This is a genomic window from Halorhabdus sp. CBA1104 (genome assembly GCF_009690625.1).
Classification (GTDB): Archaea; Halobacteriota; Halobacteria; order Halobacteriales; family Haloarculaceae; genus Halorhabdus.
In genome coordinates, this window is record NZ_CP033878.1 from 170904 (window position 1) to 190445 (window position 19542).

Consider the following 19542-nt stretch of genomic DNA (forward strand, 5'->3'; position numbering starts at 1 on the left):
TCCTTACTTCCAGGGTTCGTCGGCAACTTCGTGCATCGATTCGACGCGATAGTCCGGCACTGGATCCGGTTCGCTGTCGCTGTCGCCGTCGAGCCACACCGACGTGATGCCGGCGTTGTGTGCGCCCGCCACGTCACTCTCCAGGGAGTTCCCGACATGGACGGTCCGGTCGTGATCGATGCCGAGTGCATCCAGTGCGACGTCGAACGGCTCGGGATCGGGCTTGTACGGGGCGTCGTGGCCGCCGTGGACGACCGTCTCCACCCGGTCGTCGAGCCCCAGGCCGGCGAGTTTCTGGGACTGCATCCACGGGTCGCCGTTGGTGACGATCCCGACCGGATAGCGGTCGATCATCCGCTCGAAGGCGGTTTCCGCACCCGGGAGAAATCGGACGTTCGTCTGGTCGCGCTCCGCTGTGAAGGCCTCGGCGATGGCCCGGCCCACGTCGTCATCCAGTCCCGATTCCTCGGCGAAGGTGCTGAAACATCGTTGGCGGACGTCCTGGATGTCGTCGCCAGTGACGACGAACTCCCCGAAGCGCTGGTAGTAGTCTTCGACTGCGAACAACGGCTCGACGCCCACTCGCTCGAAGGCTGCAGTCAGTACATCACTGGCGGGGCGGGCGTATTCACAGAGCGTGTCGTCCAGATCGAACAGGACGGCATCGACAGTCATTGATCGATGACAGGGCTGGGGAACTGAAAACGACTCCGGAACAGTACCTCTGTCCGCCCAACGGCGTGTTACACGCCGAAACTCTCGACGAGTAGCTCTTCGTTCGTCTCGCCGTAGGTCGTCGTTTCGCCGCCGATCACGTCGATCGTTACCTGTGCCGGGCCGAAGACAGTCGCCGGCAACTCCTCGAAGTCCCACTCGGCCGTCTCGAAGATTTCCTCGAACGGTTGCCCGTAGTCGTCGTTCGCCGTCGAGGGTACCTCCTCGAAGCGGTCGAACGTCGACTCGACGGTCACGTGGACCTCGCTGCCGTAGGCCAGCGCGTCGTTCGTGCGGGCCATCGCGGCCGACTCGCTGTCGGCGACAGGTGCGACTGGTGCGAATCCAGATACCGAGTGGATGTCTGCCGGATCGTATCCCAGCTCGAACAACCGATAGACGGCGAGTTCGCCTGCGCGGGCAGCCGCCGAGACGCTGCCCGTGATCGACGCCGTCGCGTAGGTCGGCAGAAAGACGCTACTCTCGCCGATCCCGGCGTACTCGGCTACCTGCGTGGCTGCCGCCTCAGTCGGTGTCGAATCGGATTCGACAGCCAACACGCCAAAGTCGAACGCCTCGGCGTACCCGAGCCGGTCGAAGACGTCTTCCTCGGCGACCAGCGCGCGTGCGGGACCACTGCCCAGCCCCTCGAAGTCCTCGGTGGCGAGTTCCCAGCCACTCTTCTGTGAACAGAGCAGCGCCAGCGATGGGTGGTCGGTTGTTACTTCAACATGGGGCAACGTCGCGTCGCCGACCGCCTGTAGTCGCGAGGTGACAGAGGCCAGCCCCCCTGTCTGGATCTCCGAAAGCATCAGTCCCGCTTCGACGCCGCCCGGGTGGGTAACGCCGAAATCCAGCACAGTCGTGTCGTTGTCCAGGCGATACTCCACGATGCCGAGTTCGTCGGCGAAGTCGATGGCCTCGTCGACCAGTTCCGTGGCCATCCGGTTGAGCTGGTCCATGCCGTCCGTTCGCTCCGGGGGTTGAAAACCCACGTGCAACCGGCGGCCCGTCAGGCCTCGAAATCCTGCTCTGGCTCGTGACCCAGTTCCTCGGCGACGGACTCGACTTTCTGCCCGGCAGCCTGTTCGACCGCGCGCTTGTCGTCGATCTTGAGAAACGTCTCGACGCGGTCGGCATCGACTGCGGCGTGAGCATCCGCCGCGGCCGCAAAGAGATCAGCCGGATCTTCGGCCTCGATGATCGTGCCCATCGGCGTCGTCTGGTAGCCGACGTCGTGCTCTTCGATCGCTGCGACCGCCTTGGCGACTTCGCCGGACATGCTCTCCTCGATGACCGGTGCCACGCTCAGGAATCCGAACGCTGTCATGCGTGTCCGATCGACCGCATCCAGTATAGAACCAGCGGATCTCCTCCCGAACGGCAACTCACTCGAGCTGCTCACCGTCTTCACCGCGTCCGGCACCGCCAATCGACCGCTCGTGTCTCACACCGCATGTATCCATCCTGCTGTCACGTCGATGCCCGGACTGTACCGCAGGTGTGGATCCCCGGCGGGCGCTTCGAATCCCGACGCTTCGAAGAGGGTGTTCTCCCGGATCGCCGCGTCAGCGTTCTGGAGTGGCCAAGGTTCGTGAGTGATTTCGCCGACGGCGATCGAGTCACGCCGTTCGGTGAAAAAGCGGTATCGTTCGACGAGAAAGGCTTCGAGGGTCACAGAATCGACCGTTCCGGGCTCGCCCTGTGGGTCGAACGTGGCGTCGAATGCGGCGGGCGGGGCTTCAGGGTGAGCGCGCTCGCTGCGAAACCGGGTTTCACCGTTACGTTCGCGGGCGGTCATCTTCGCGCGATAGTACGGCAGGGCGAACAACCGACGGGCGATCTTCACTCCGAGACGGTCGTCGGCGTCGAGGGTGTAGAAGTACACGCCCGGGCTGTCCTCGTGGCGGACGTACGTCCGAAGGTTGAGTTCGTGAAACGAGCGACCGATCGGCGCAAACCGGGGCCGGATATCGGCCATCCGGAAGCCGACGATCCCCAGCCAGGCCTGCTCGTCGAAGGTGTCCACTGTCAGGCCGTCCGGGATCGTCGGTTCCACGACGGCCGGGTCGACTGGCCAGTGGGCGAAGTACACGTCACGCCATCGCATCGTAAGCAGGTCAGGCAAGCTCTGTCCGGGTGCCATGCGCTCCCTACGGTCGCCAGTCACTTTGTCGGTCGGATCTGGTCTCCTTGCGGGTGGATTCTATGAAGCGAGATTTGAACTGCTGTCAGACATTCCTGCTCGCTCCCGTCGGTCGCTGCGCGGGCTGGGACTCGCTTGCTCAAATCACGCTTCACGCACTACACAACATCAGGAATCGCGACGCGATGAAACGCGTCGCTCGTGAATTTGAGTTGAAGAAGGTGCGACGGCCGAGATTTGAACAGGTGTCAGACGTTCCGGGCGTGCGCCCTCGCTGCCTCACGGCTTTGCCGTTCGGCTAACCGAGGTCGCTTCGCGACCTCGCACCGCTCGGGCGTTCCGGGGCTGCGACTGACGTGTTCAAATCTCTCTTACGCATTCACCCTCGCGCTGAGGCGAGCGACACGCACAGCGGTCGCTCGCGGTTTTGCGCTCGGGAGAAGTGCGACGGCCGAGATTTGAACTCGGGTTAGGACCGTGGCAGGGTCCTGTGATACCACTACACCACCGTCGCACGGTGCATCTCAAAGTCGGGCGTGAGAAGAATATAAGGCTTCCGAATCGGATGCCCGATGGCGGATGATCCACGACACCTACTCCCACGGCTCGTGATCCCCTGAGAGAGCGTCTCACGACCGGGACAAAGCGGCATCCTTTTAGGACTTGGGCCGGGAGTAATCGGCACAGTCTAGTGGCGTGACGTAGAAGCGTCACGGCATGACGACCAACGCACTCGTGCCGTCGTCCCTCTGCCGGGAGGCCGAGGACAAACGCGAGGCAACTCGCAAAATCGGATACGTGGCCCGCGCGGCCACGATATTCCGGGTCGATCGGCTCACCATCTTCCCCGACCCAGATGGGGCGGGGAAGTGGGGCGACGGGTTCGTCGAAACCGTGTTGCGGTACGCCGCCACACCCCCTACCTCCGAAAGGCGGTATGGGATAGGCGGGACGAACTGGAGTGTGTCGGCGTCTTGCCGCCGCTCCGCGTTGCGACACGGACCGGCTCCGGATCGGACGATTCGGGGTCGTTGAGACAGGGAATCGTGACCGAGGTCGGACCTGATGGGCGCGTCCGGGTCAATTGCGGCCTGCAACACCCGATCTCTCTCCCCGTTCCGGACGACCGGAATCTCAGGGAGGGAGAGCGTGTCACCGTCAGGGTCTCTTCGAGACGACCGGTCCGCGCGAAACTCACCGACGAGCCCCCAGCGGGCTTCCAGGTGGATCGGGCGGACCTCGATACGGCGCTCGCACGCTCCAATGTCGGCATCACCATCGCCGCATCCCGTCACGGCCAACCGCTCACGTCTGGGCGAATTGGCCAGTTGATCGGGACGATCGATGGGGCCGGCGGCGACCTGACAGTCGTCTTCGGGGCACCCGAGCGCGGTTTGCCGGCTATCCTCGGCGTCGATGCGGAGTCCGCTGGCTCGGCCACCGTGGCGGAGCTGGCGGCTGCCGACGACACGGAGGACGGAACTGGCGATGCGGTCACCGGATCTCGGCCGGACGGAACCCGGTTCGACCTCTGGCTGAACACGGTTCCTAACCAGGGAAGCGAGGTCGTGCGAACGGAAGAAGCGATGTTCGCCACCCTCGCACCCCTGACGCTCACGGAGTGAGAATCCGATGCCACAACCAAACAGACCACGCAAAGGCTCGCTGGCCTACAGTCCGCGCAAGCGCGCGACCAGTGAGACGCCGCGGTTCAACAGTTGGCCCGACGACGAGGGGCAACCGGGAACGCAGGGCTTTGCCGGCTACAAGGCCGGCATGAGCCACGTCGTCCTCATCAACGACGAACCCGACTCACCGCGGGAGGGCATGGAAGAAACCGTGCCCGTCACGGTCGTCGAGACGCCGCCAATGCGGGCGGTGGCTCTGCGAGCCTACGAGGATACGCCGTACGGCCTGCGTCCGCTGACGGAGGTCTGGACCGACGAGTTCCATCCGGATCTCGATCGGGCCATCGACCTTCCCGAGGACCAGGACGGCGACGCCACAGAAGAACAGATTCGCGAGGCACTCGACGCGGGACGCCTCGGGGACGTGCGCCTCATTACGCACACGGTCCCGGGCGAACTGTCGAGCGTGCCAAAGAACGAACCGGACGTCATGGAGACGCGCGTCGGCGGTGGCAGTCTCGAAGACCGCCTCGACCACGGGCTCGAGCTCGTTGGCGAGAGCGGCGAGCACGCCCTGACCGACGTCTTCCGCGCCGGCGAGTACGCCGACGTCGCGGGCGTCACCAAGGGCAAGGGCACCCAGGGTCCCGTCAAGCGCTGGGGCGTCCAAAAACGGAAGGGCAAACACGCCCGCCAGGGCTGGCGCCGACGCATCGGCAACCTGGGTCCGTGGAACCCATCGCGGGTTCGCTCGACGGTGCCCCAGCAGGGCCAGACTGGCTACCACCAGCGTACGGAGCTGAACAAGCGCCTCATCGACATCGGCGACGACGAGGTCACCCCCGACGGTGGCTTCGTCAACTACGGCGAGGTCGACGGGGACTACGCGCTGGTGAAAGGGTCGGTTCCCGGCCCCGAGGGTCGCCTCGTTCGCCTGCGCCCGGCCGTCCGGCCGAACGACCAGCCGCGTCTCGACCCCGAGGTGCGGTACGTCTCTACGGAGTCTAATCAGGGGTGAGATGAATGCAGGCAACACTACACGACCTGGACGGCGACGCTGACGGCGAGGTCGAGCTGCCGGACGTCTTCGAGACGCCCTACCGGCCCGATCTCATCAAGTCGGCGGTGCTTGCCGCCCAGGCCAACCGGAAACAGGCATACGGTGCAGACGACTACGCGGGGATGCGAACGCCCGCAGAATCGCAAGGGAGCGGCCGCGGTATGGCACACGTCCCACAGCAGGACGGCCGTGCCAGGCGCGTCCCCCAGACCGTCGGTGGTCGCCCCGCACACCCGCCCAAAGAAGAGAAAGATCAGGCGCCCGCGATCAACGACAAGGAGCGCAAGCAGGCCGTTCGGTCGGCGATCGCGGCGACTACTGACGCGGATCTCGTCGCCGAGCGCGGTCACGAATTCGACGACGAGGCCGACTTGCCGCTGATCGTCAGTGACGCCTTCGAGGACCTCCAGAAGACCCAGGCGGTCGTCGACGTCCTCGAAAGCCTCGGTGTTCACGCGGACATCGAGCGAGCCGACGACGCGACCGTCCGGGCCGGCCAGGGGACGACCCGCGGCCGGAAGTACCGACGGCCGACGTCGATTCTGTTCGTCACGAGCGAGGAACCGTCGAAGGCCGCCCGCAATCTCGCGGGCGCGGACGTCACGACCGCACGCGAGGTCAACGCTGAAGACCTCGCGCCCGGCGCGACGGCCGGTCGCCTCACAGTTTGGACCGAGAGTGCCCTCGCGGAGGTGGCCGACCGATGACTGATCCGATCAACGTCATCGAGCACCCACACGTCACCGAGAAGGCGATGGACAAGATGGACTTCGAGAACGCCTTGCAGTTCATCGTCGCACTCGACGCCACCAAAGACGACGTGACCGAGGCGGTCGAAACGCAGTTCGACGTGACCGTCGAGAACGTGAACACACAGGTCACCATGAACGGCAACAAGAAGGCAGAGGTTCGGCTTTCCGAGGCGGACGACGCCGAGGAAGTCGCCTCTCGAATTGGGGTGTTCTAACAATGGGACGACGCATTCAGGGACAACGACGCGGTCGCGGGACGCCCACGTTCCGGGCACCCTCTCACCGCTACAAGGCGGAACTCTCGCATCGGAGCACCGAAGCCACCGAGGGCGACCTCGTCGCGGGCACGGTCGTCGACATCGAACACGACCCCGCCCGCTCGGCGCCGCTTGCGGCCGTCGAGTTCGAGGACGGCGACCAGCGACTCGTCCTCGCGCCGGAAGGCGTCGGCGTCGGTGACGAGATCCAGGTCGGCGTCTCGGCTTCGATCGAGCCTGGCAACACGCTCCCGCTGGCTGAGATCCCGGAGGGTATTCAGATCTGCAACGTCGAGGCACAGCCGGGCGACGGCGGCAAGTTCGCCCGTGCCTCCGGTGTCTCGGCACAACTGATGGCACACGACCGTTCGGTTGCGGTTGTCCAGTTGCCAAGCGACGAGGTTCGACGGCTGGATCCGGATTGTCGGGCGACGATCGGCGTGGTGGCCGGCGGTGGCCGCACGGAGAAGCCGATGGTCAAGGCCGGCAACAAATATCACAAGATGAAGTCTCGCGGGACGAAGTGGCCGCGGGTTCGCGGGGTCGCGATGAACGCCGTCGACCACCCGTTCGGTGGTGGCGGCCGCCAGCACCCCGGGAAACCGAAGTCCATCTCGCGGGACGCCCCGCCGGGCCGGAAGGTGGGCGACATCTCCTCGCGACGCACCGGCCGAGGTGGTGACGAATGAGTTCTGTCGCACGCTTCGCGCGCGACAACCTCATGAGTCTCACCGGAGGTGAGAACGCATGAGTTCTAGTGATTACCAGATCGGCCACGAAGGCGAGTTTACCTACCGTGGTCATACGCTCGAGGAGTTGCAGGAGATGGACGTTGAGGAAGTCGCGGAACTGTTGCCCGCACGCCAGCGGCGAAGTATCAAACGCGGCCTGTCCTACGAGAAAGAACAGCTGCTCGAAGCGGCCCGTGAGGCCGGCGAGGAGGAGACGGCAAACAACCCGATCAGGACCCACCTGCGGGATATGCCGATTCTCCCCGAGTTCGTCGGGATCACGTTCGCGGTCCACAACGGCGAGAGCTTCGAGCGCGTGAACGTCGAGCCGGAGATGCTCGGCCACTACCTGGGCGAGTTCCAGCTCACGCGCACGAGCGTCGAGCACGGACAGGCCGGGATCGGGGCGACCCGTTCCTCGAAGTTCGTGCCCCTCAAGTAACACATGGGAATCAGCTACTCAGTCGACGCGGATCCGGAGCGGACGGCGAAAGCGATGCTCCGGGAGCGTCAGATGAGCCACAAGCACAGCAAGGCCATCGCCCGGGAGATCAAGGGCATGACCGCAGAGGACGCGGTCGCCTACCTCGAGGACGTCATCGAGGGCGCCCAATCAGTGCCGTTTAAATCCCACAACTCGGGCGTCGGCCACCGGAAGGACATCGAGGGTTGGGACGCCGGCCGCTTTCCCGAGAAAGCCAGCGAGGCGTTCCTCGATCTGCTCGAGAACGCCATCGGCAACGCCGAATACGCGGGTATGGACGGCGACTCGATGGAGATCATGCACGTCGCCGCCCACAAGGTCGGCGAACAGCGTGGTCGCCAGCCCCGTGCGATGGGCCGAGCCAACGAGTGGAACACGCCGGAGGTCGACGTCGAGTTGATCCTGGTCGAACCCGACGCGGAGGGTGATGCCTGATGGCCGACGAACTGCAGTTCATCGAGGATGGCCTCCAGCGCACCCAGATCGACGAGTTCTTCGAAGACGAACTCGGTCGGGCCGGCTACGGCGGCATGGAAGTCGCCAAGACGCCGATGGGGACTCAGATCGTCCTCAAGGCCGAGAAACCCGGTATGGTGATCGGCAAGGGTGGGAAGAACATCCGCAAGATCACCACGACCTTAGAAGAGGAGTTCGGTCTCGAAGATCCGCAGGTCGACGTTCAGGAAGTCGAGGAACCCGACCTCAACGCCCGGATCGTCGCCGACCGCCTGGCTAACGCCCTCGAACGCGGTTGGTACTTCCGGAAGGCCGGTCACACCACGATCGACCGGATCATGGAGGCCGGCGCGAAGGGTGCCGAGATCGTCCTCTCGGGGAAGGTCACGGGTGCACGCTCACGCGTGGAGAAGTTCAACCGTGGCTACATCAAGCACAACGGCGAACCTGCCGAGGACATTGTCGACCACGGCCAGGGTGTCGCCGTCATGAAGCTTGGCACCATCGGTGTGGATGTCAAGATCATTCCGCCGGAGGCCGAGCTGCCCGACGACTTCGAGATCTACGAGGACGTCGACGTCAGCGAGTACGTCGAGGATGTCGAGGGCGACTCCGTCGAGGAGTTGCTGTCCGGCGAGCCCGAGGAGGGCGAGGACGACGCGTCGGCGACCGCAGCGGACGCCGAGGCGACGGCCGAGGAAGCGACGCCTGACGAGGAGATCGTCGAAGAAGCCGACGAGGCCGAGGAATTCGACGACGTCGATGTCCCGGACGATTCGGGTGTCGAGGAAGACCTCGACGAACTCGAGTCGGCCGTCGACGAGGAACTCGACGAGGAGACCGAACAAGAAGCCGAGGAACTCCTCGACGAAATGGACGACGAAGACACGGAGGGTGATGCCGAATGACGATCCTCCATCCCGAGGAGATCCGCGACATGACGGCGGCCGAGCGAGAGGCCGAACTCGAGGACCTCCAGACGGAACTGCTGAATGCCCGCGCCGTCCAGGCGGCGGGTGGTGCCCCGGAGAACCCGGGCCGCATCAAGGAGATCCGCAAGGCAATAGCGCGGATCAAGACGATCGAAAACGAAGACAGTGAGGCCGAGACGGCCTCAGAAGGAACAGCGTAATGCCACGCACACCCGCCACCCTGGCTCGCCACGAACTGCTCGGGCTCGCCGCTCGCGTCAGCGATGCGGCCGATCCTGGGCTCGTGGGTATCGACGGTACGGTCGTCGCCGAGTCGACCAACACCGTCTCGATCGAGCACGGTGGGCGGACGTGGCAGGTTCCCAAGGCCGGCGCGACGTTCGCGTTCGACCTGCCCGGCGACGCGGGGGCCAGCCCAGATGCGGGCGAACCCGTTACCGTCGCCGTCGATGGGGAGCGATTGATCGCTCGCCCGGCCAGACGGACCGAACGCAGAGGTGAATCCACATGGCGCTAGGACTGAACGTACGACAACCGGATGCGACCTGCGACGATCAAAACTGCCCGTTCCACGGAACCCTTTCCGTGCGGGGACAGACGATCGAAGGCACCGTCGCGTCCACAGATATGGACAAGACCGTCGTCGTCGAGCGCGAGTACGACGTACCCGTGCCGAAGTATGACCGCCTGATGAAACGGCGGAGTCGGATTCCAGCCCACGCACCCCCGTGCGTGGACCTGGCGGAAGGCGACACGGTCACGATTGCAGAGACCCGACCACTCTCGAAGACGAAGTCTCACGTAGTGGTCGAGAAACACGGAGGTGCGGACTGATGGAAGCCCTCAATGCCGACGTCACCCAGGGCTTAGAGAAAGGCTCGCTGATCACGTGTGCCGACAACACGGGCGCACGTGAACTCAAAGTCATCAGCGTTGCTGGCTACTCCGGGACCAAAAACCGCCACCCGAAGGCGGGAATCGGTGAAAAGATCACTGTTTCGGTGACCAAGGGCACGCCGGAGATGCGCCGCCAGGTCCTCGAAGCAGTGGTCGTTCGTCAGCGCAAGCCGATCCGGCGACCGGACGGCCAGCGCGTGAAGTTCGAAGACAACGCGGCGGTCATCGTCGACGAGAACGAAGACCCCCGCGGCACCGAGATCAAGGGCCCGATTGCCCGCGAGGTGGCCGAACGCTTTGGCTCCATCGCCTCGACTGCTACGATGATCGTCTAGCTATGAGTGAACAACCAACCAAACAGCGCAATCAGACCGAGCGCGCTCCGTTGCACGAGCGACACAAGCAGGTCCGTTCGACGCTTTCGACGGACCTCCGTGAGGAGTACGGACAGCGTCGTGTCCGCGTCAACGCGGGCGATACGGTCGAGGTCATGCGCGGCGACTTCGCCGGCGAGGAAGGCGAGGTTACCGATGTCGACCTCCGAGACGCGACGATTAGCGTCGAAGAGGTCACTGTCGAGACTGCCGACGGCGAGGAAACCCCCCGCCGGTTGGAGGCTAGTAACGTTCGCGTGACGGACCTCGACCTGTCTGATGACGTGCGACGGCAGCGACTCGAGGAGGACGAATAAATGAGTAACCACCAGAAACGACTCTCGGTACCGGAACGCTGGCCCGTCGAGCGCAAGACCGAGACCTTCACCGTGTCGGCCGACGCCGGCCCACACGGCGAGGCGGGCGTACCCCTGTTGATCGTCCTTCGGGACGTTCTGGGGTACGTCGACAGCCGCAAGGAGGCCCGGTTCGCACTCGATCAGGACCAGGTGTTGATCAACGGCGAGCCCGAAAGTGACGAAACGCGTCCGGTGGGAATGTTCGACATTCTCGCCTTCAGGGAACGCGAGGAGTTTTACCGGATCTTCCCCGGCGATGGTGGTCGGCTCGCGCTGACTCCCATCGACGAGGAATCCGCCCAATCCAAACTGGGCAAGATCGTCGAGAAACGCAACGTCCCTGGCGGCGACGTGCAGCTGACCCTACACGACGGTGAGACGCTGCTGGTCGGCGAGGACGACCCTTACACGCCTAACGACTCGATCGTCGTGGCCAACGAAGACGAGGAGATCGTCGCCCACTTCACCTACGAGGAGGGCGCACTCGTCACCGCCGTCGACGGCCAGCACGCCGGCGAGATCGGCGAGATCGAGACGATCCAAGTCACGGCAAGCAGTGCCGACAACAACGTCATCGTCGAACGGACGGACGGCTCGACCTTCGAAACCGTCGAGGAGTACGTCGTCGTCATCGACGAGAACTTCACGAGCGACGACGAGAGCAGCGATGACGATTCGGCAGCCGACGAGGAAACCGAAGACGTCGTTGACGAAGACGCTGTGGCTGCCGACGACGAAGACGGAGGTGACGACGAATGAGCTCCGAGACCGAGGCCGGGTTCCACCCGATGCGTGAACCGTCGGTCGAGAAGGTCGTCGTCCACATGGGTATCGGCCGCGGTGGCCAGGAACTCGCCGACGCAGAGGAGATTTTGGCTGAGATTGCGGGCCAACAGCCGGTCCGGACGACTGCCAGAGAGACTGTCGGCGAGTTCGACATCCGCGAGGGTGATCCGGTCGGGACGAAAGTCACGCTTCGTGACGAGGCCGCCGAGTCGTTCCTCGAGACAGCCCTCGAATTGGCTGATCTCGAGGCTACACAGTTCGACGAGACTGGCAACTTCAGCTTCGGGATCGAGGAACACACCGATTTCCCGAGCCAGGAGTACGATCCGACGATCGGAATCTACGGATTTGACGTGACGGTCAACCTGACGCGCCCGGGCTACCGGGTCAGCAAACGGGATAAGGCCTCACGCCCGATTCCGTCGAATCATCGACTCGACCCTGCAGACGCCGTCGCATTCGTCGAGTCGACCTTCGACGTGGAGGTGAGCGAATGAGCGAGAGTGAAACTGACGCCGACGCGGGCGAACAAACCGGCGAGCAGGCCGCCAAACGGACCGGCCAGCTCGAAGCCTGCCAGCGGTGCGGTCGCAAGCAGGGTCTGGTCGGCAAATACGATATGTACCTGTGTCGGCAATGTTTCCGGGAGATTGCCCGCGACATGGGATTCAAGAAGTACAGCTAACGATGACGGGTAACGATCCACTCAGTGCCGCTCTCTCCGGCGTCGATAACGCCGAGAGCGTTGGCAAACTGACGTACACAGTCGAGCCCGCCTCGAACGAGATCGGCAGTGTCCTCGAAGTGTTCTACGATCGAGGATACATCGACGGCTTCGAGCGCGTCGAGGACGGCAAAGCCGGGCAGTTCGAGGTCGAATTGAAAGGTGCGATCAACGAGTGTGGCTCGGTCAAGCCCCGCTATACCGCGGGCGCCGATGAGTTCGAGCAGTGGGAGAAGCGATTCCTCCCGGCCCGTGACTACGGGACACTCATCGTGACCACGAGCCACGGGATCATGAGCCACTACGAGGCCCGCGAGGCGGGCATCGGTGGCCAGGTGATCGCGTACGTATACTGACAATGCCACGCACAGAACTACAGCTACCTGACGAAGTCAGTGCCGAGGTCGACCACCTCGAACTCACTGTCGAGGGACCCGAAGGCAGCGTGACGCGTCGACTCTGGTATCCGGATGTCACTGTCGATGTCGAAGACGAGACGATCGTCATCGAATCGACCGAGGACGACGCCGAGACGATGTCCACGTTGGGGACCTTCGAGAGCCACGTGCGCAACATGTTCCACGGCGTCACCGAGGGATGGACCTACGAGATGGAGGTCTTCTACTCACACTTCCCGATGCAGGTGCGCGCCGAGAGCGAGGAAGTCGTCATCGAGAACTTCCTCGGTGAGAAGGCTCCCCGCCGGACGCCGATCCACGGCGAGACCGACGTCGAGATCGACGAAGAACAGATCACGCTCCGTGGTCCCAGTATCGAAGACGTCGGCCAGACGGCCGCGGATATCGAACAGCTCACCCGTGTCACCGACAAAGACGTCCGGGTGTTCCAGGACGGCGTCTACATCACGGACAAACCGAATCGAGGTGAGGTCTGATGGCTGAGGAAGAACCTACGGAACTTACGGACGTCGGCGGCATTGGCGACCAGACGGCCGACGCATTGGCCGAGGCCGGATTCGAAACTGTCGACGATCTGCGAGCAGCAGACGAATCGGCACTCACGGAGGTCGAGGGAATCGGTAACGCCCTGGCGGCCCGGATCAAGGCCGACGTCGGCGACGTCGAGGTTGCAGACGACGCCGATGCCGAGGTCGAAGACGCTTCGACCGACGAGGACGAGTCCGCAGGCGACACGGAGACACTCGCGGACTACGAGGGGCTGACGGATATCAGCGGCGTCAGCGAGGAGACGGCAGATGCCTTGAGCGAAGCTGGCTTCGAGACTGTCGAAGCCGTCGCACGCGCCGATCAGGACGCCCTTACCGAGGTCGAGAGCGTCGGAAACGCTCTGGCGGCCCGGATCCAGGCTGACGTCGGCGAACTCGACGTCTCGGAGGCCGAAGCTGCCGACGTCGAGGAGGCAGGAGAGGCCGCTGAGGAAGCCGAGGATGTCGAGACTGAACTGCAGCCTCGTGGGCTGGTCGACAAGCAGCCGGATCTCTCCGACGAGGAGGCCCGGCTGCTGGTCCAGCGCCGCCGCGAAGGCAAGCCGCAGTTCAATCGACAGGACTACCACAAGAAAAAGCGCGTGCCGACGTCTTGGCGACGACCGCGGGGCACCCTCTCGAAGCAGCGCCGCGGCATCAAGGGCAAAGGCGACACGGTCGAGGCCGGGTTCCGCACTCCCAAGGCGACTCGCGGATTGCACCCCTCCGGCTTCGAGGAAGTTCGCGTCCACAACGTCGACGATCTCGACGGTGTCGACGGGGATACCCAAGCGGTGCGCATCGCCTCGAAAGTCGGGGCACGCAAGCGCGAACGGATCGAAGAGCGCGCCGAGAGCGAGGAGATTCGCGTACTCAATCCCACCTACGTCGAAGTCGAGGTGAGCGACGATGAGTGATCTCAGCGCACAGAAGCGACTGGCGGCAGACGTTCTGGACGTCGGGCAGAACCGCGTCTGGTTCGACCCCGAGGCACAGGGCGAAATCGCGGATGCGATCACCCGCGAGGACGTCCGTGACCTGATCGACCAGGGCATCATCCGCACGAAAGAAAAGAGTGGGAACTCCCGCGGTCGGGCCAAAGAGCGCCAAGAGAAGCGCGCCTACGGCCACCAGAAGGGACACGGGTCCCGGAAGGGTTCCGCGGGAGCCCGACAGAACGAGAAAGACGACTGGGTGTCCCGCATTCGGGCCCAGCGCGAGCGGCTGCGAGAACTCCGGGACAGTGGCGAACTGTCGCCGACGGAGTATCGCAAACTGTACGATCAGGCCAGCGGCGGCGAATTCGACGACGTCGGTGACCTGAACCGATATATCGACGACCAACACGGTGATCAGTGATGGCGACAGGACCACGCTACAAGGTGCCGATGCGTCGGCGCCGCGAATCTCGGACGGACTACCATCAGCGGTTGCGCCTGCTGAAATCCGGCAAGCCACGCCTCGTGGCGCGGCTCTCGAACAGCCAGGCCAGGGCGCAGCTGGTGACAACGGGTCCCAACGGTGACGAGACTGTTGCAGCGGCCACGGCCAACGACCTCGCCGAGTACGGCTGGGAGGCGCCGACGGGCAACCTGCCCGCCGCGTACCTGACCGGACTGCTCGCGGGGCTGCGGGCGATCGAGGCCGGCTACGAGGAGGCAGTGCTGGACATTGGGCTCAACACGCCGACGCCAGGAAGTAAAGTATTCGCGATCCAGGAAGGAGCGATCGACGCCGGCCTGGAGATTCCCCACAACGACGATGTCCTGGCCGAGTGGCCACGGACGCGCGGCGAGCACATCGCCGAGTACGCCGAGTCCCTCGATGAGGGGCTCTATAGTGGGGAATTCGACGCGACAGAACTGCCCGCACACTTTGACGCAGTGCGGGAGACGCTACTCGAAGGTGACATCGAACTATGAGCGCTGACGGATGGGAACCACGAACGCGGCTCGGCCGGCAGGTCGCCGACGGCGAGATCGACTCGATGCGCGACGCCCTGAACGCCGGGCTGCCGCTGAAGGAATCGGAAATCGTCGATCAGCTCGTTCCTGGGCTGGAAGACGAAGTGCTGGACATCAACATGGTCCAGCGGATGACCGACTCGGGTCGCCGGGTGAAGTTCCGCTGTGTCGTCGTCGTGGGTAACCGCGACGGGCTCGTCGGCTACGCCGAGGGCCGAGACGATCAGGTCGGCGGCGCAATCCAGAAGGCCATCGACATCGCCAAGCTGAACATGATCGACGTTTCCCGCGGGTGTGGCTCGTGGGAATGTGGTTGCGGGCGACCGCACACGGTCGCGCTGCGTACCACCGGCAAGGCCGGCAGCGTCGAGGTCGAGCTCCAGCCTGCCCCGCGCGGGCTCGGGCTGGCCGGCGGAGAGACCGTTCGGCACGTCCTCGAACTGGCTGGTATCGAAGACATCTGGACCCGCTCGTCGGGGAACACCCGGACGACGGTCAACTTCGCGAAGGCGACGTTCAACGCCCTGCGCAACACGGCCGAAGCGCGGGTCCCCGAGCGAGCCTTCCAAGAGCGTGAGGTGATCGAGTGATGCAAGCGATCGTCCAACTGCGCGGCGAGGTCGACGTCAGCCAGGACGTCGTCGATACTCTGGAGATGCTCAACCTCGGTCGCGTCAATCACGCGACGCTCGTCCCCGAGACCGACACGTATCGGGGCATGATCACGAAGGTCAACGACGTTGTCGCCTACGGCGAACCGTCAGTCGAGACGGTCGAACTCTTGCTCGAACGGCGAGCGGAACCGGCCGCCGATGCCGACGGTGAGAAAGCGTCCGTCGACGACGAGTGGGTCGGCTGGAACACCAACTACGACGACATCGCGGATCTGGCTTCGGCGCTGGTCGACGAAGAGACCACGCTGCAGGAGGCCAACCTCTCACCGACGCTTCGTCTGCACCCGCCCCGGAAGGGCCACGACGGGATCAAACATCCCGTCAAGGAGGGTGGCGAGCTGGGCAAACACGACACCGACGGCATCGACGGACTACTGGAGGCGATGCGATAATGACAGATAAGAGCAAACGCCAGCGCGGCTCTCGAACGCACGGCGGCGGCACGCACAAGAACCGTCGCGGGGCCGGTCACCGCGGTGGGCGCGGCGACGCTGGCCGCGACAAACACGAGCAGCATCTCCACCCGCCGATCGGCAAGAGCGGCTTCACGCGGCCAGAGAAGACCAAAGAGGATATTGCCGAGGTCGACATCCGGCGACTCGATGAGGACGCCGCCTTACTGGCTGCCGACGGCATTGCAGAAGAAGACGGCGACGGCTACCGGATCGACGCCCGCGAGGTCGTCGAGGATGGTTTCGACGCCGACGCGGTGAAGGTACTCGGTGCCGGGCAGGTTCGCAACGAACTGACCGTCGTCGCCGATGCCTTCTCGGCCGGTGCCCGCGAGAAGATCGAGGCTGCCGGTGGAAACGCTGAATTGAGCGAGCGAGGCGAACAGCGACAGGCTGACAAGGACGACGCCGACGATAACGAGTAAGGATGAGCTGGAAGGACACCGCCGAACCACTGCTAACGCGGATGCCGTCAGTCGCTCGACCGGACCGCCACGTCCCCTTCAAGCGGAAACTCGGCTGGACGGCCGGCGTCTTGGTCTTGTTTTTCTTCTTGAGAAACATCAACCTGTACGGCCTTGGTACCGGTGGATCGAACGCATTCGGCCGGTTCTCGTCGATCCTTGCCACTCAGCAGGGCTCGATCATGCAGCTGGGGATCGGGCCGATCGTCACCGCGAGCATTGTCTTGCAGTTGCTCGGCGGGGCGGACTTACTCGGGTTGGATACCCAGAACAATCCGCGCGATCAGATCCTCTATCAGGGGCTCCAGAAGCTACTGGTGCTCGTGATGATCGTGTTGACGGGCTTTCCGATGGTGTTCGCCGCCGACTTCCTCCCAGCTGAGCCAGTCTTCGGACTGGGTGTGGCCGGGACGAAGTGGTTGATGTTCGCTCAGATCTTCGTCGGCGGTGTCCTCATCCTCTACATGGACGAGGTGATCAGCAAATGGGGCGTCGGCAGCGGGATCGGCCTGTTCATCATTGCTGGCGTCAGCCAGAGTCTGGTCGGCGGGTTGATCGCGATCCCCCAGATCTCCGGCAATTGGGGCTTTATCCCCTATTGGATCGGCGCGGTGGCCGGGTTCGTCGATGTCCCGTCGGTGTTGACGTCTCAGGGGATCACACAACTTCTGTTCCACACGAGTGGACAGAACTATATCGGGCTCATCGCTATCCTCACGACGCTCTCGATCTTCGTGATCGTCGTCTATGCGGAGTCAGTCCGTGTCGAGATCCCGCTCAGCCACGCCCGGGTGAAGGGGGCTCGCGGTCGGTTCCCTGTGAAGCTCATCTACGCCAGCGTCCTGCCGATGATCCTCGTCCGGGCGCTGCAGATGAACATTCAGTTCCTCGGCCGGATTCTCAAACAGCAACTCGGGACCTTACCGGCCTGGCTGGGGCAGTATAGCGGCTCCCAGCCGACAGGTGGGCTCTTCTACTATCTGGCACCGATCCAGTCGCCCGGCGAATGGGCCTGGTTCTTGGGTAGTGTCTCACAACCAGTCTGGAAAGTCCTCCTCCGGGTCGGCGTCGACCTCACGTTCATGATCATCGGTGGTGCGATCTTCGCGATCTTCTGGGTCGAAACCACCGACATGGGCCCGGAAGCGACGGCCCAGCAGATCCAGAACTCCGGGATGCAGATCCCCGGCTTCCGTCAGAATCCCGGCGTCTTGGAGAAGGTCCTCGAACGCTATATCCCACAAGTGACCGTCATCGGTGGTGCACTGGTCGGGCTGCTCGCCGTCATGGCGAACATGCTCGGTACGATCGGTGGCGTCACCGGGACGGGGCTGCTGCTGACCGTCTCGATCACCTACAAGCTCTACGAGGAGATCGCCGAAGAGCAACTCATGGAAATGCATCCCATGATGCGCCAGATGTTTGGCTAGCTGTGAGGCCGGCCGTCTCACTGCATTCGGGGTAGTTTTTCACTCTTCTGTGGACCGCTTCGATCTGCTGTGTGTTTGCTGTGTTTACTTCTAGTTGCGCCGGAACCGTTATATTGCTATACATAGAACATGGATAGTGATGTCAACCGAGCACCGACTCGCCGACGCGACCGATCCGGAAGCGACGGTCGGTAATCTTCTCACCTACGCGGCGTTGCTCAACACGCCGAAACTGGCGCGACTCTACGTCTACGTCCTCCGGAACGGTCCCGTTGCGATCGAGACTGTCAAAGACGATCTCGAGTTGCCACACTCGACGACCTACAAGTACGTCGGCGAACTCGAGGAGATGGGCGTCCTCACTCGTCACGAGGATTCGAGGCCGACGACGATCGAGGTCGAACCGATCCGACTGACAATGGAAACCGACCACGGCGACGTGGTCGTCACGCCCGTCCTTGTGGACGCAATTGCCCGGCAGATCGACACTGAGGACATCCGCGTGTTCGTCGAGCGTCAGGGAATCCCGAAACTCGCCGCCGCGTTGCACTACACCGTGCGCGTGATGGACGGTGACCTCACCCAGCGTACCGCCGCCAACAAACTCGATGTCCATCCGGTCGAGGGGATGACTGTGATCACGGCACTTCAGGACGTCGTGGAGGGGGCTGAAGCCTACGATCCATATCTGGACACTGGCGAGTGATGTCCGGGGAGCTGATTCCTCGCGGGAGCATCGCAGTCATCGACAGTAGCGTGCTCTTCGCGATGGGAGGGCCGTCGAACTCGAAATACCAAGCCTTCGAGCGGTTCGTAACTCGCCGAAACATCGAGGTTCGGATTCCCGATCACGTCGCCGAAGAACTCGGTGAGAGTCCAGACGCATACGCCTACCAGCGTGATCGCTTGCAGGCAGCCCGGAATGCCGGGTGGCTCAAGCGTGGCGTCGTAAATTTCTCAAACCCGGACGTCTCAGACATCATCGATCGCACGCGAACCCGTATGAATCTCCTCTCGGACGCCGACGTCACTGAAGACGAAATCGAGAAAGCGGACACCGTGCTTGCGGGACTTGCATATCAGTACGCGGCCAAGGAATCAGACCACGTGGTCGTACTGGTGAGCGATACGCTGGCTGAACAGGCGATCGGTGACGTGCTGGACGCTTCAGGAGTCGGGGACATGGTGACGGTGGTGGAAGGGCGAGAACTACTGAAGGAACTCACAGAGATATCATTCAATGATTTCTGATTTGTCGTGTGAGGATTGTGAGTACTACTCTCAGTCGACAGCCAATTCGGCTACTGACTTC

General features: G+C 63.5%; 30 protein-coding genes, 1 tRNA gene and 2 pseudogenes. 28 read left to right on the top strand and 5 right to left on the bottom strand.

Annotated features, from left to right (window positions below; genetic code table 11):
* Positions 1-3: 3 nt before the first annotated feature.
* The 5 genes from Hrd1104_RS00945 to Hrd1104_RS00965 all read right to left on the bottom strand — a co-directional run bounded on the left by Hrd1104_RS00945 (position 4) and on the right by Hrd1104_RS00965 (position 3374).
* Positions 4-675 (bottom strand): HAD family hydrolase, encoded by a 672-nt coding sequence (locus Hrd1104_RS00945; RefSeq protein WP_154550986.1) that lies wholly within the window; start codon positions 673-675, stop codon positions 4-6.
* A 68-nt stretch (positions 676-743) separates the two neighbouring features.
* Positions 744-1676 carry a methenyltetrahydromethanopterin cyclohydrolase gene (gene mch, locus Hrd1104_RS00950; RefSeq protein ID WP_154550987.1) on the bottom strand — a complete coding sequence of 311 codons (933 nt, stop codon included), beginning with the start codon at positions 1674-1676 and terminating at the stop codon, positions 744-746.
* A gap of 50 nt (positions 1677-1726) precedes the next feature.
* Complete coding sequence (locus Hrd1104_RS00955) at positions 1727-2044, bottom strand: thiamine-binding protein (RefSeq protein ID WP_154550988.1); 318 nt, start codon at positions 2042-2044, stop codon at positions 1727-1729.
* Between the two features lie 117 nt (positions 2045-2161).
* The gene (locus Hrd1104_RS00960; RefSeq protein WP_154550989.1) at positions 2162-2860 is read right to left on the bottom strand and encodes a YqjF family protein; all 699 of its coding nucleotides are present in this window, start codon (positions 2858-2860) and stop codon (positions 2162-2164) included.
* A gap of 443 nt (positions 2861-3303) precedes the next feature.
* A tRNA-Gly gene (locus Hrd1104_RS00965) sits at positions 3304-3374 on the bottom strand.
* 203 nt (positions 3375-3577) lie between these two features.
* Here Hrd1104_RS00965 and Hrd1104_RS00970 point away from each other — a divergent pair.
* The 28 genes and pseudogenes from Hrd1104_RS00970 (at position 3578) to Hrd1104_RS01100 (ending at position 19481) form a co-directional block, all read left to right on the top strand.
* A pseudogene (locus Hrd1104_RS00970) lies at positions 3578-4485 on the top strand (putative RNA uridine N3 methyltransferase).
* Between the two features lie 7 nt (positions 4486-4492).
* Entirely contained in the window at positions 4493-5506 is a 1014-nt protein-coding gene (locus Hrd1104_RS00975) for a 50S ribosomal protein L3 (RefSeq protein WP_154550990.1), read from the top strand.
* 5 nt (positions 5507-5511) lie between these two features.
* Complete coding sequence (gene rpl4p / locus Hrd1104_RS00980; protein WP_154550991.1) at positions 5512-6255, top strand: 50S ribosomal protein L4; 744 nt, start codon at positions 5512-5514, stop codon at positions 6253-6255.
* A complete protein-coding gene (locus tag Hrd1104_RS00985; protein WP_154550992.1) occupies positions 6252-6515 on the top strand; it encodes a 50S ribosomal protein L23 in 264 nt (87 codons plus the stop codon). Before rpl4p ends, Hrd1104_RS00985 begins: the two co-directional genes overlap by 4 nt.
* Before the next feature lie 2 nt (positions 6516-6517).
* Positions 6518-7246, top strand: coding sequence for a 50S ribosomal protein L2 (locus tag Hrd1104_RS00990; protein WP_154550993.1), 729 nt, complete (start codon positions 6518-6520; stop codon positions 7244-7246).
* Between the two features lie 58 nt (positions 7247-7304).
* Positions 7305-7730, top strand: a complete 426-nt coding sequence (locus tag Hrd1104_RS00995) for a 30S ribosomal protein S19 (RefSeq protein ID WP_154550994.1) — start codon at positions 7305-7307, stop codon at positions 7728-7730.
* A gap of 3 nt (positions 7731-7733) precedes the next feature.
* Positions 7734-8207 (top strand): 50S ribosomal protein L22, encoded by a 474-nt coding sequence (locus tag Hrd1104_RS01000; RefSeq protein WP_154550995.1) that lies wholly within the window; start codon positions 7734-7736, stop codon positions 8205-8207.
* Entirely contained in the window at positions 8207-9136 is a 930-nt protein-coding gene (locus Hrd1104_RS01005; RefSeq protein WP_154550996.1) for a 30S ribosomal protein S3, read from the top strand. Before Hrd1104_RS01000 ends, Hrd1104_RS01005 begins: the two co-directional genes overlap by 1 nt.
* Positions 9133-9360 (top strand): 50S ribosomal protein L29, encoded by a 228-nt coding sequence (gene rpmC / locus Hrd1104_RS01010; RefSeq protein ID WP_154550997.1) that lies wholly within the window; start codon positions 9133-9135, stop codon positions 9358-9360. The genes Hrd1104_RS01005 and rpmC overlap by 4 nt, the downstream gene beginning before the upstream one ends.
* Positions 9360-9677, top strand: coding sequence for a ribonuclease P protein component 1 (locus Hrd1104_RS01015; protein WP_154550998.1), 318 nt, complete (start codon positions 9360-9362; stop codon positions 9675-9677). Before rpmC ends, Hrd1104_RS01015 begins: the two co-directional genes overlap by 1 nt.
* Positions 9668-9994: a 30S ribosomal protein S17 gene (locus Hrd1104_RS01020; RefSeq protein ID WP_154550999.1), complete on the top strand. Its 327-nt coding sequence runs from the start codon at positions 9668-9670 to the stop codon at positions 9992-9994. Before Hrd1104_RS01015 ends, Hrd1104_RS01020 begins: the two co-directional genes overlap by 10 nt.
* Positions 9994-10392, top strand: coding sequence for a 50S ribosomal protein L14 (locus Hrd1104_RS01025; protein WP_154551000.1), 399 nt, complete (start codon positions 9994-9996; stop codon positions 10390-10392). Before Hrd1104_RS01020 ends, Hrd1104_RS01025 begins: the two co-directional genes overlap by 1 nt.
* A 2-nt stretch (positions 10393-10394) precedes the next feature.
* On the top strand, positions 10395-10748 hold the full coding sequence (rplX, locus tag Hrd1104_RS01030; RefSeq protein ID WP_154551001.1) for a 50S ribosomal protein L24: 354 nt from the start codon (positions 10395-10397) through the stop codon (positions 10746-10748).
* Positions 10749-11549, top strand: a complete 801-nt coding sequence (locus Hrd1104_RS01035) for a 30S ribosomal protein S4e (protein ID WP_154551002.1) — start codon at positions 10749-10751, stop codon at positions 11547-11549.
* Positions 11546-12073: a 50S ribosomal protein L5 gene (locus tag Hrd1104_RS01040; RefSeq protein ID WP_154551003.1), complete on the top strand. Its 528-nt coding sequence runs from the start codon at positions 11546-11548 to the stop codon at positions 12071-12073. Before Hrd1104_RS01035 ends, Hrd1104_RS01040 begins: the two co-directional genes overlap by 4 nt.
* The gene (locus tag Hrd1104_RS01045) at positions 12070-12261 is read left to right on the top strand and encodes a 30S ribosomal protein S14 (protein ID WP_154551004.1); all 192 of its coding nucleotides are present in this window, start codon (positions 12070-12072) and stop codon (positions 12259-12261) included. The genes Hrd1104_RS01040 and Hrd1104_RS01045 overlap by 4 nt, the downstream gene beginning before the upstream one ends.
* A gap of 2 nt (positions 12262-12263) precedes the next feature.
* A complete protein-coding gene (locus Hrd1104_RS01050) occupies positions 12264-12656 on the top strand; it encodes a 30S ribosomal protein S8 (protein WP_154551005.1) in 393 nt (130 codons plus the stop codon).
* Positions 12657-12658: 2 nt separating this feature from the next.
* Entirely contained in the window at positions 12659-13195 is a 537-nt protein-coding gene (locus Hrd1104_RS01055; protein WP_154551006.1) for a 50S ribosomal protein L6, read from the top strand.
* Positions 13195-13308: pseudogene (locus Hrd1104_RS13525) on the top strand (helix-hairpin-helix domain-containing protein); the annotation flags it as partial. The gene Hrd1104_RS01055 and the pseudogene Hrd1104_RS13525, both read left to right, overlap by 1 nt.
* A 171-nt stretch (positions 13309-13479) precedes the next feature.
* The gene (locus tag Hrd1104_RS01060; RefSeq protein ID WP_370454839.1) at positions 13480-14163 is read left to right on the top strand and encodes a 50S ribosomal protein L32e; all 684 of its coding nucleotides are present in this window, start codon (positions 13480-13482) and stop codon (positions 14161-14163) included.
* Positions 14156-14605, top strand: coding sequence for a 50S ribosomal protein L19e (locus Hrd1104_RS01065; RefSeq protein WP_154551008.1), 450 nt, complete (start codon positions 14156-14158; stop codon positions 14603-14605). Before Hrd1104_RS01060 ends, Hrd1104_RS01065 begins: the two co-directional genes overlap by 8 nt.
* Positions 14605-15168: a 50S ribosomal protein L18 gene (locus Hrd1104_RS01070; RefSeq protein ID WP_154551009.1), complete on the top strand. Its 564-nt coding sequence runs from the start codon at positions 14605-14607 to the stop codon at positions 15166-15168. Before Hrd1104_RS01065 ends, Hrd1104_RS01070 begins: the two co-directional genes overlap by 1 nt.
* A complete protein-coding gene (locus Hrd1104_RS01075) occupies positions 15165-15800 on the top strand; it encodes a 30S ribosomal protein S5 (RefSeq protein ID WP_154551010.1) in 636 nt (211 codons plus the stop codon). Before Hrd1104_RS01070 ends, Hrd1104_RS01075 begins: the two co-directional genes overlap by 4 nt.
* Positions 15800-16276: a 50S ribosomal protein L30 gene (locus Hrd1104_RS01080; RefSeq protein WP_154551011.1), complete on the top strand. Its 477-nt coding sequence runs from the start codon at positions 15800-15802 to the stop codon at positions 16274-16276. Before Hrd1104_RS01075 ends, Hrd1104_RS01080 begins: the two co-directional genes overlap by 1 nt.
* The gene (locus Hrd1104_RS01085) at positions 16276-16761 is read left to right on the top strand and encodes an uL15m family ribosomal protein (protein ID WP_154551012.1); all 486 of its coding nucleotides are present in this window, start codon (positions 16276-16278) and stop codon (positions 16759-16761) included. The genes Hrd1104_RS01080 and Hrd1104_RS01085 overlap by 1 nt, the downstream gene beginning before the upstream one ends.
* A 2-nt stretch (positions 16762-16763) precedes the next feature.
* On the top strand, positions 16764-18230 hold the full coding sequence (gene secY / locus Hrd1104_RS01090) for a preprotein translocase subunit SecY (RefSeq protein ID WP_154551013.1): 1467 nt from the start codon (positions 16764-16766) through the stop codon (positions 18228-18230).
* A gap of 139 nt (positions 18231-18369) precedes the next feature.
* Positions 18370-18936, top strand: a complete 567-nt coding sequence (locus Hrd1104_RS01095; RefSeq protein ID WP_154551014.1) for a helix-turn-helix domain-containing protein — start codon at positions 18370-18372, stop codon at positions 18934-18936.
* On the top strand, positions 18936-19481 hold the full coding sequence (locus Hrd1104_RS01100) for a hypothetical protein (protein ID WP_154551015.1): 546 nt from the start codon (positions 18936-18938) through the stop codon (positions 19479-19481). The genes Hrd1104_RS01095 and Hrd1104_RS01100 overlap by 1 nt, the downstream gene beginning before the upstream one ends.
* Positions 19482-19542 lie beyond the last annotated feature (61 nt).

Excerpts from the sequence above, each read along its gene's own strand:
- Hrd1104_RS01000 (WP_154550995.1), top strand. The coding sequence starts at position 7,734 with ATGGGAATCAGCTACTCAGTCGACGCGGATCCGGAGCGGACGGCGAAA.
- Hrd1104_RS00955 (WP_154550988.1), bottom strand. The coding sequence starts at position 2,044 with ATGACAGCGTTCGGATTCCTGAGCGTGGCACCGGTCATCGAGGAGAGC.
- Hrd1104_RS00990 (WP_154550993.1), top strand. The coding sequence starts at position 6,518 with ATGGGACGACGCATTCAGGGACAACGACGCGGTCGCGGGACGCCCACG.
- Hrd1104_RS00995 (WP_154550994.1), top strand. The coding sequence starts at position 7,305 with ATGAGTTCTAGTGATTACCAGATCGGCCACGAAGGCGAGTTTACCTAC.
- Hrd1104_RS01075 (WP_154551010.1), top strand. The coding sequence starts at position 15,165 with ATGAGCGCTGACGGATGGGAACCACGAACGCGGCTCGGCCGGCAGGTC.
- Hrd1104_RS01050 (WP_154551005.1), top strand. The coding sequence starts at position 12,264 with ATGACGGGTAACGATCCACTCAGTGCCGCTCTCTCCGGCGTCGATAAC.
- Hrd1104_RS01035 (WP_154551002.1), top strand. The coding sequence starts at position 10,749 with ATGAGTAACCACCAGAAACGACTCTCGGTACCGGAACGCTGGCCCGTC.
- secY (WP_154551013.1), top strand. The coding sequence starts at position 16,764 with ATGAGCTGGAAGGACACCGCCGAACCACTGCTAACGCGGATGCCGTCA.
- Hrd1104_RS01015 (WP_154550998.1), top strand. The coding sequence starts at position 9,360 with ATGCCACGCACACCCGCCACCCTGGCTCGCCACGAACTGCTCGGGCTC.
- Hrd1104_RS00945 (WP_154550986.1), bottom strand. The coding sequence starts at position 675 with ATGACTGTCGATGCCGTCCTGTTCGATCTGGACGACACGCTCTGTGAA.
- Hrd1104_RS00975 (WP_154550990.1), top strand. The coding sequence starts at position 4,493 with ATGCCACAACCAAACAGACCACGCAAAGGCTCGCTGGCCTACAGTCCG.
- rpmC (WP_154550997.1), top strand. The coding sequence starts at position 9,133 with ATGACGATCCTCCATCCCGAGGAGATCCGCGACATGACGGCGGCCGAG.
- rpl4p (WP_154550991.1), top strand. The coding sequence starts at position 5,512 with ATGCAGGCAACACTACACGACCTGGACGGCGACGCTGACGGCGAGGTC.
- Hrd1104_RS01070 (WP_154551009.1), top strand. The coding sequence starts at position 14,605 with ATGGCGACAGGACCACGCTACAAGGTGCCGATGCGTCGGCGCCGCGAA.
- mch (WP_154550987.1), bottom strand. The coding sequence starts at position 1,676 with ATGGACCAGCTCAACCGGATGGCCACGGAACTGGTCGACGAGGCCATC.
- Hrd1104_RS01080 (WP_154551011.1), top strand. The coding sequence starts at position 15,800 with ATGCAAGCGATCGTCCAACTGCGCGGCGAGGTCGACGTCAGCCAGGAC.
- Hrd1104_RS01005 (WP_154550996.1), top strand. The coding sequence starts at position 8,207 with ATGGCCGACGAACTGCAGTTCATCGAGGATGGCCTCCAGCGCACCCAG.
- Hrd1104_RS01040 (WP_154551003.1), top strand. The coding sequence starts at position 11,546 with ATGAGCTCCGAGACCGAGGCCGGGTTCCACCCGATGCGTGAACCGTCG.
- Hrd1104_RS01065 (WP_154551008.1), top strand. The coding sequence starts at position 14,156 with ATGAGTGATCTCAGCGCACAGAAGCGACTGGCGGCAGACGTTCTGGAC.
- Hrd1104_RS01055 (WP_154551006.1), top strand. The coding sequence starts at position 12,659 with ATGCCACGCACAGAACTACAGCTACCTGACGAAGTCAGTGCCGAGGTC.
- Hrd1104_RS00960 (WP_154550989.1), bottom strand. The coding sequence starts at position 2,860 with ATGGCACCCGGACAGAGCTTGCCTGACCTGCTTACGATGCGATGGCGT.
- Hrd1104_RS01095 (WP_154551014.1), top strand. The coding sequence starts at position 18,370 with ATGTCAACCGAGCACCGACTCGCCGACGCGACCGATCCGGAAGCGACG.
- rplX (WP_154551001.1), top strand. The coding sequence starts at position 10,395 with ATGAGTGAACAACCAACCAAACAGCGCAATCAGACCGAGCGCGCTCCG.
- Hrd1104_RS01085 (WP_154551012.1), top strand. The coding sequence starts at position 16,276 with ATGACAGATAAGAGCAAACGCCAGCGCGGCTCTCGAACGCACGGCGGC.
- Hrd1104_RS01100 (WP_154551015.1), top strand. The coding sequence starts at position 18,936 with ATGTCCGGGGAGCTGATTCCTCGCGGGAGCATCGCAGTCATCGACAGT.
- Hrd1104_RS01020 (WP_154550999.1), top strand. The coding sequence starts at position 9,668 with ATGGCGCTAGGACTGAACGTACGACAACCGGATGCGACCTGCGACGAT.
- Hrd1104_RS01045 (WP_154551004.1), top strand. The coding sequence starts at position 12,070 with ATGAGCGAGAGTGAAACTGACGCCGACGCGGGCGAACAAACCGGCGAG.
- Hrd1104_RS00985 (WP_154550992.1), top strand. The coding sequence starts at position 6,252 with ATGACTGATCCGATCAACGTCATCGAGCACCCACACGTCACCGAGAAG.
- Hrd1104_RS01025 (WP_154551000.1), top strand. The coding sequence starts at position 9,994 with ATGGAAGCCCTCAATGCCGACGTCACCCAGGGCTTAGAGAAAGGCTCG.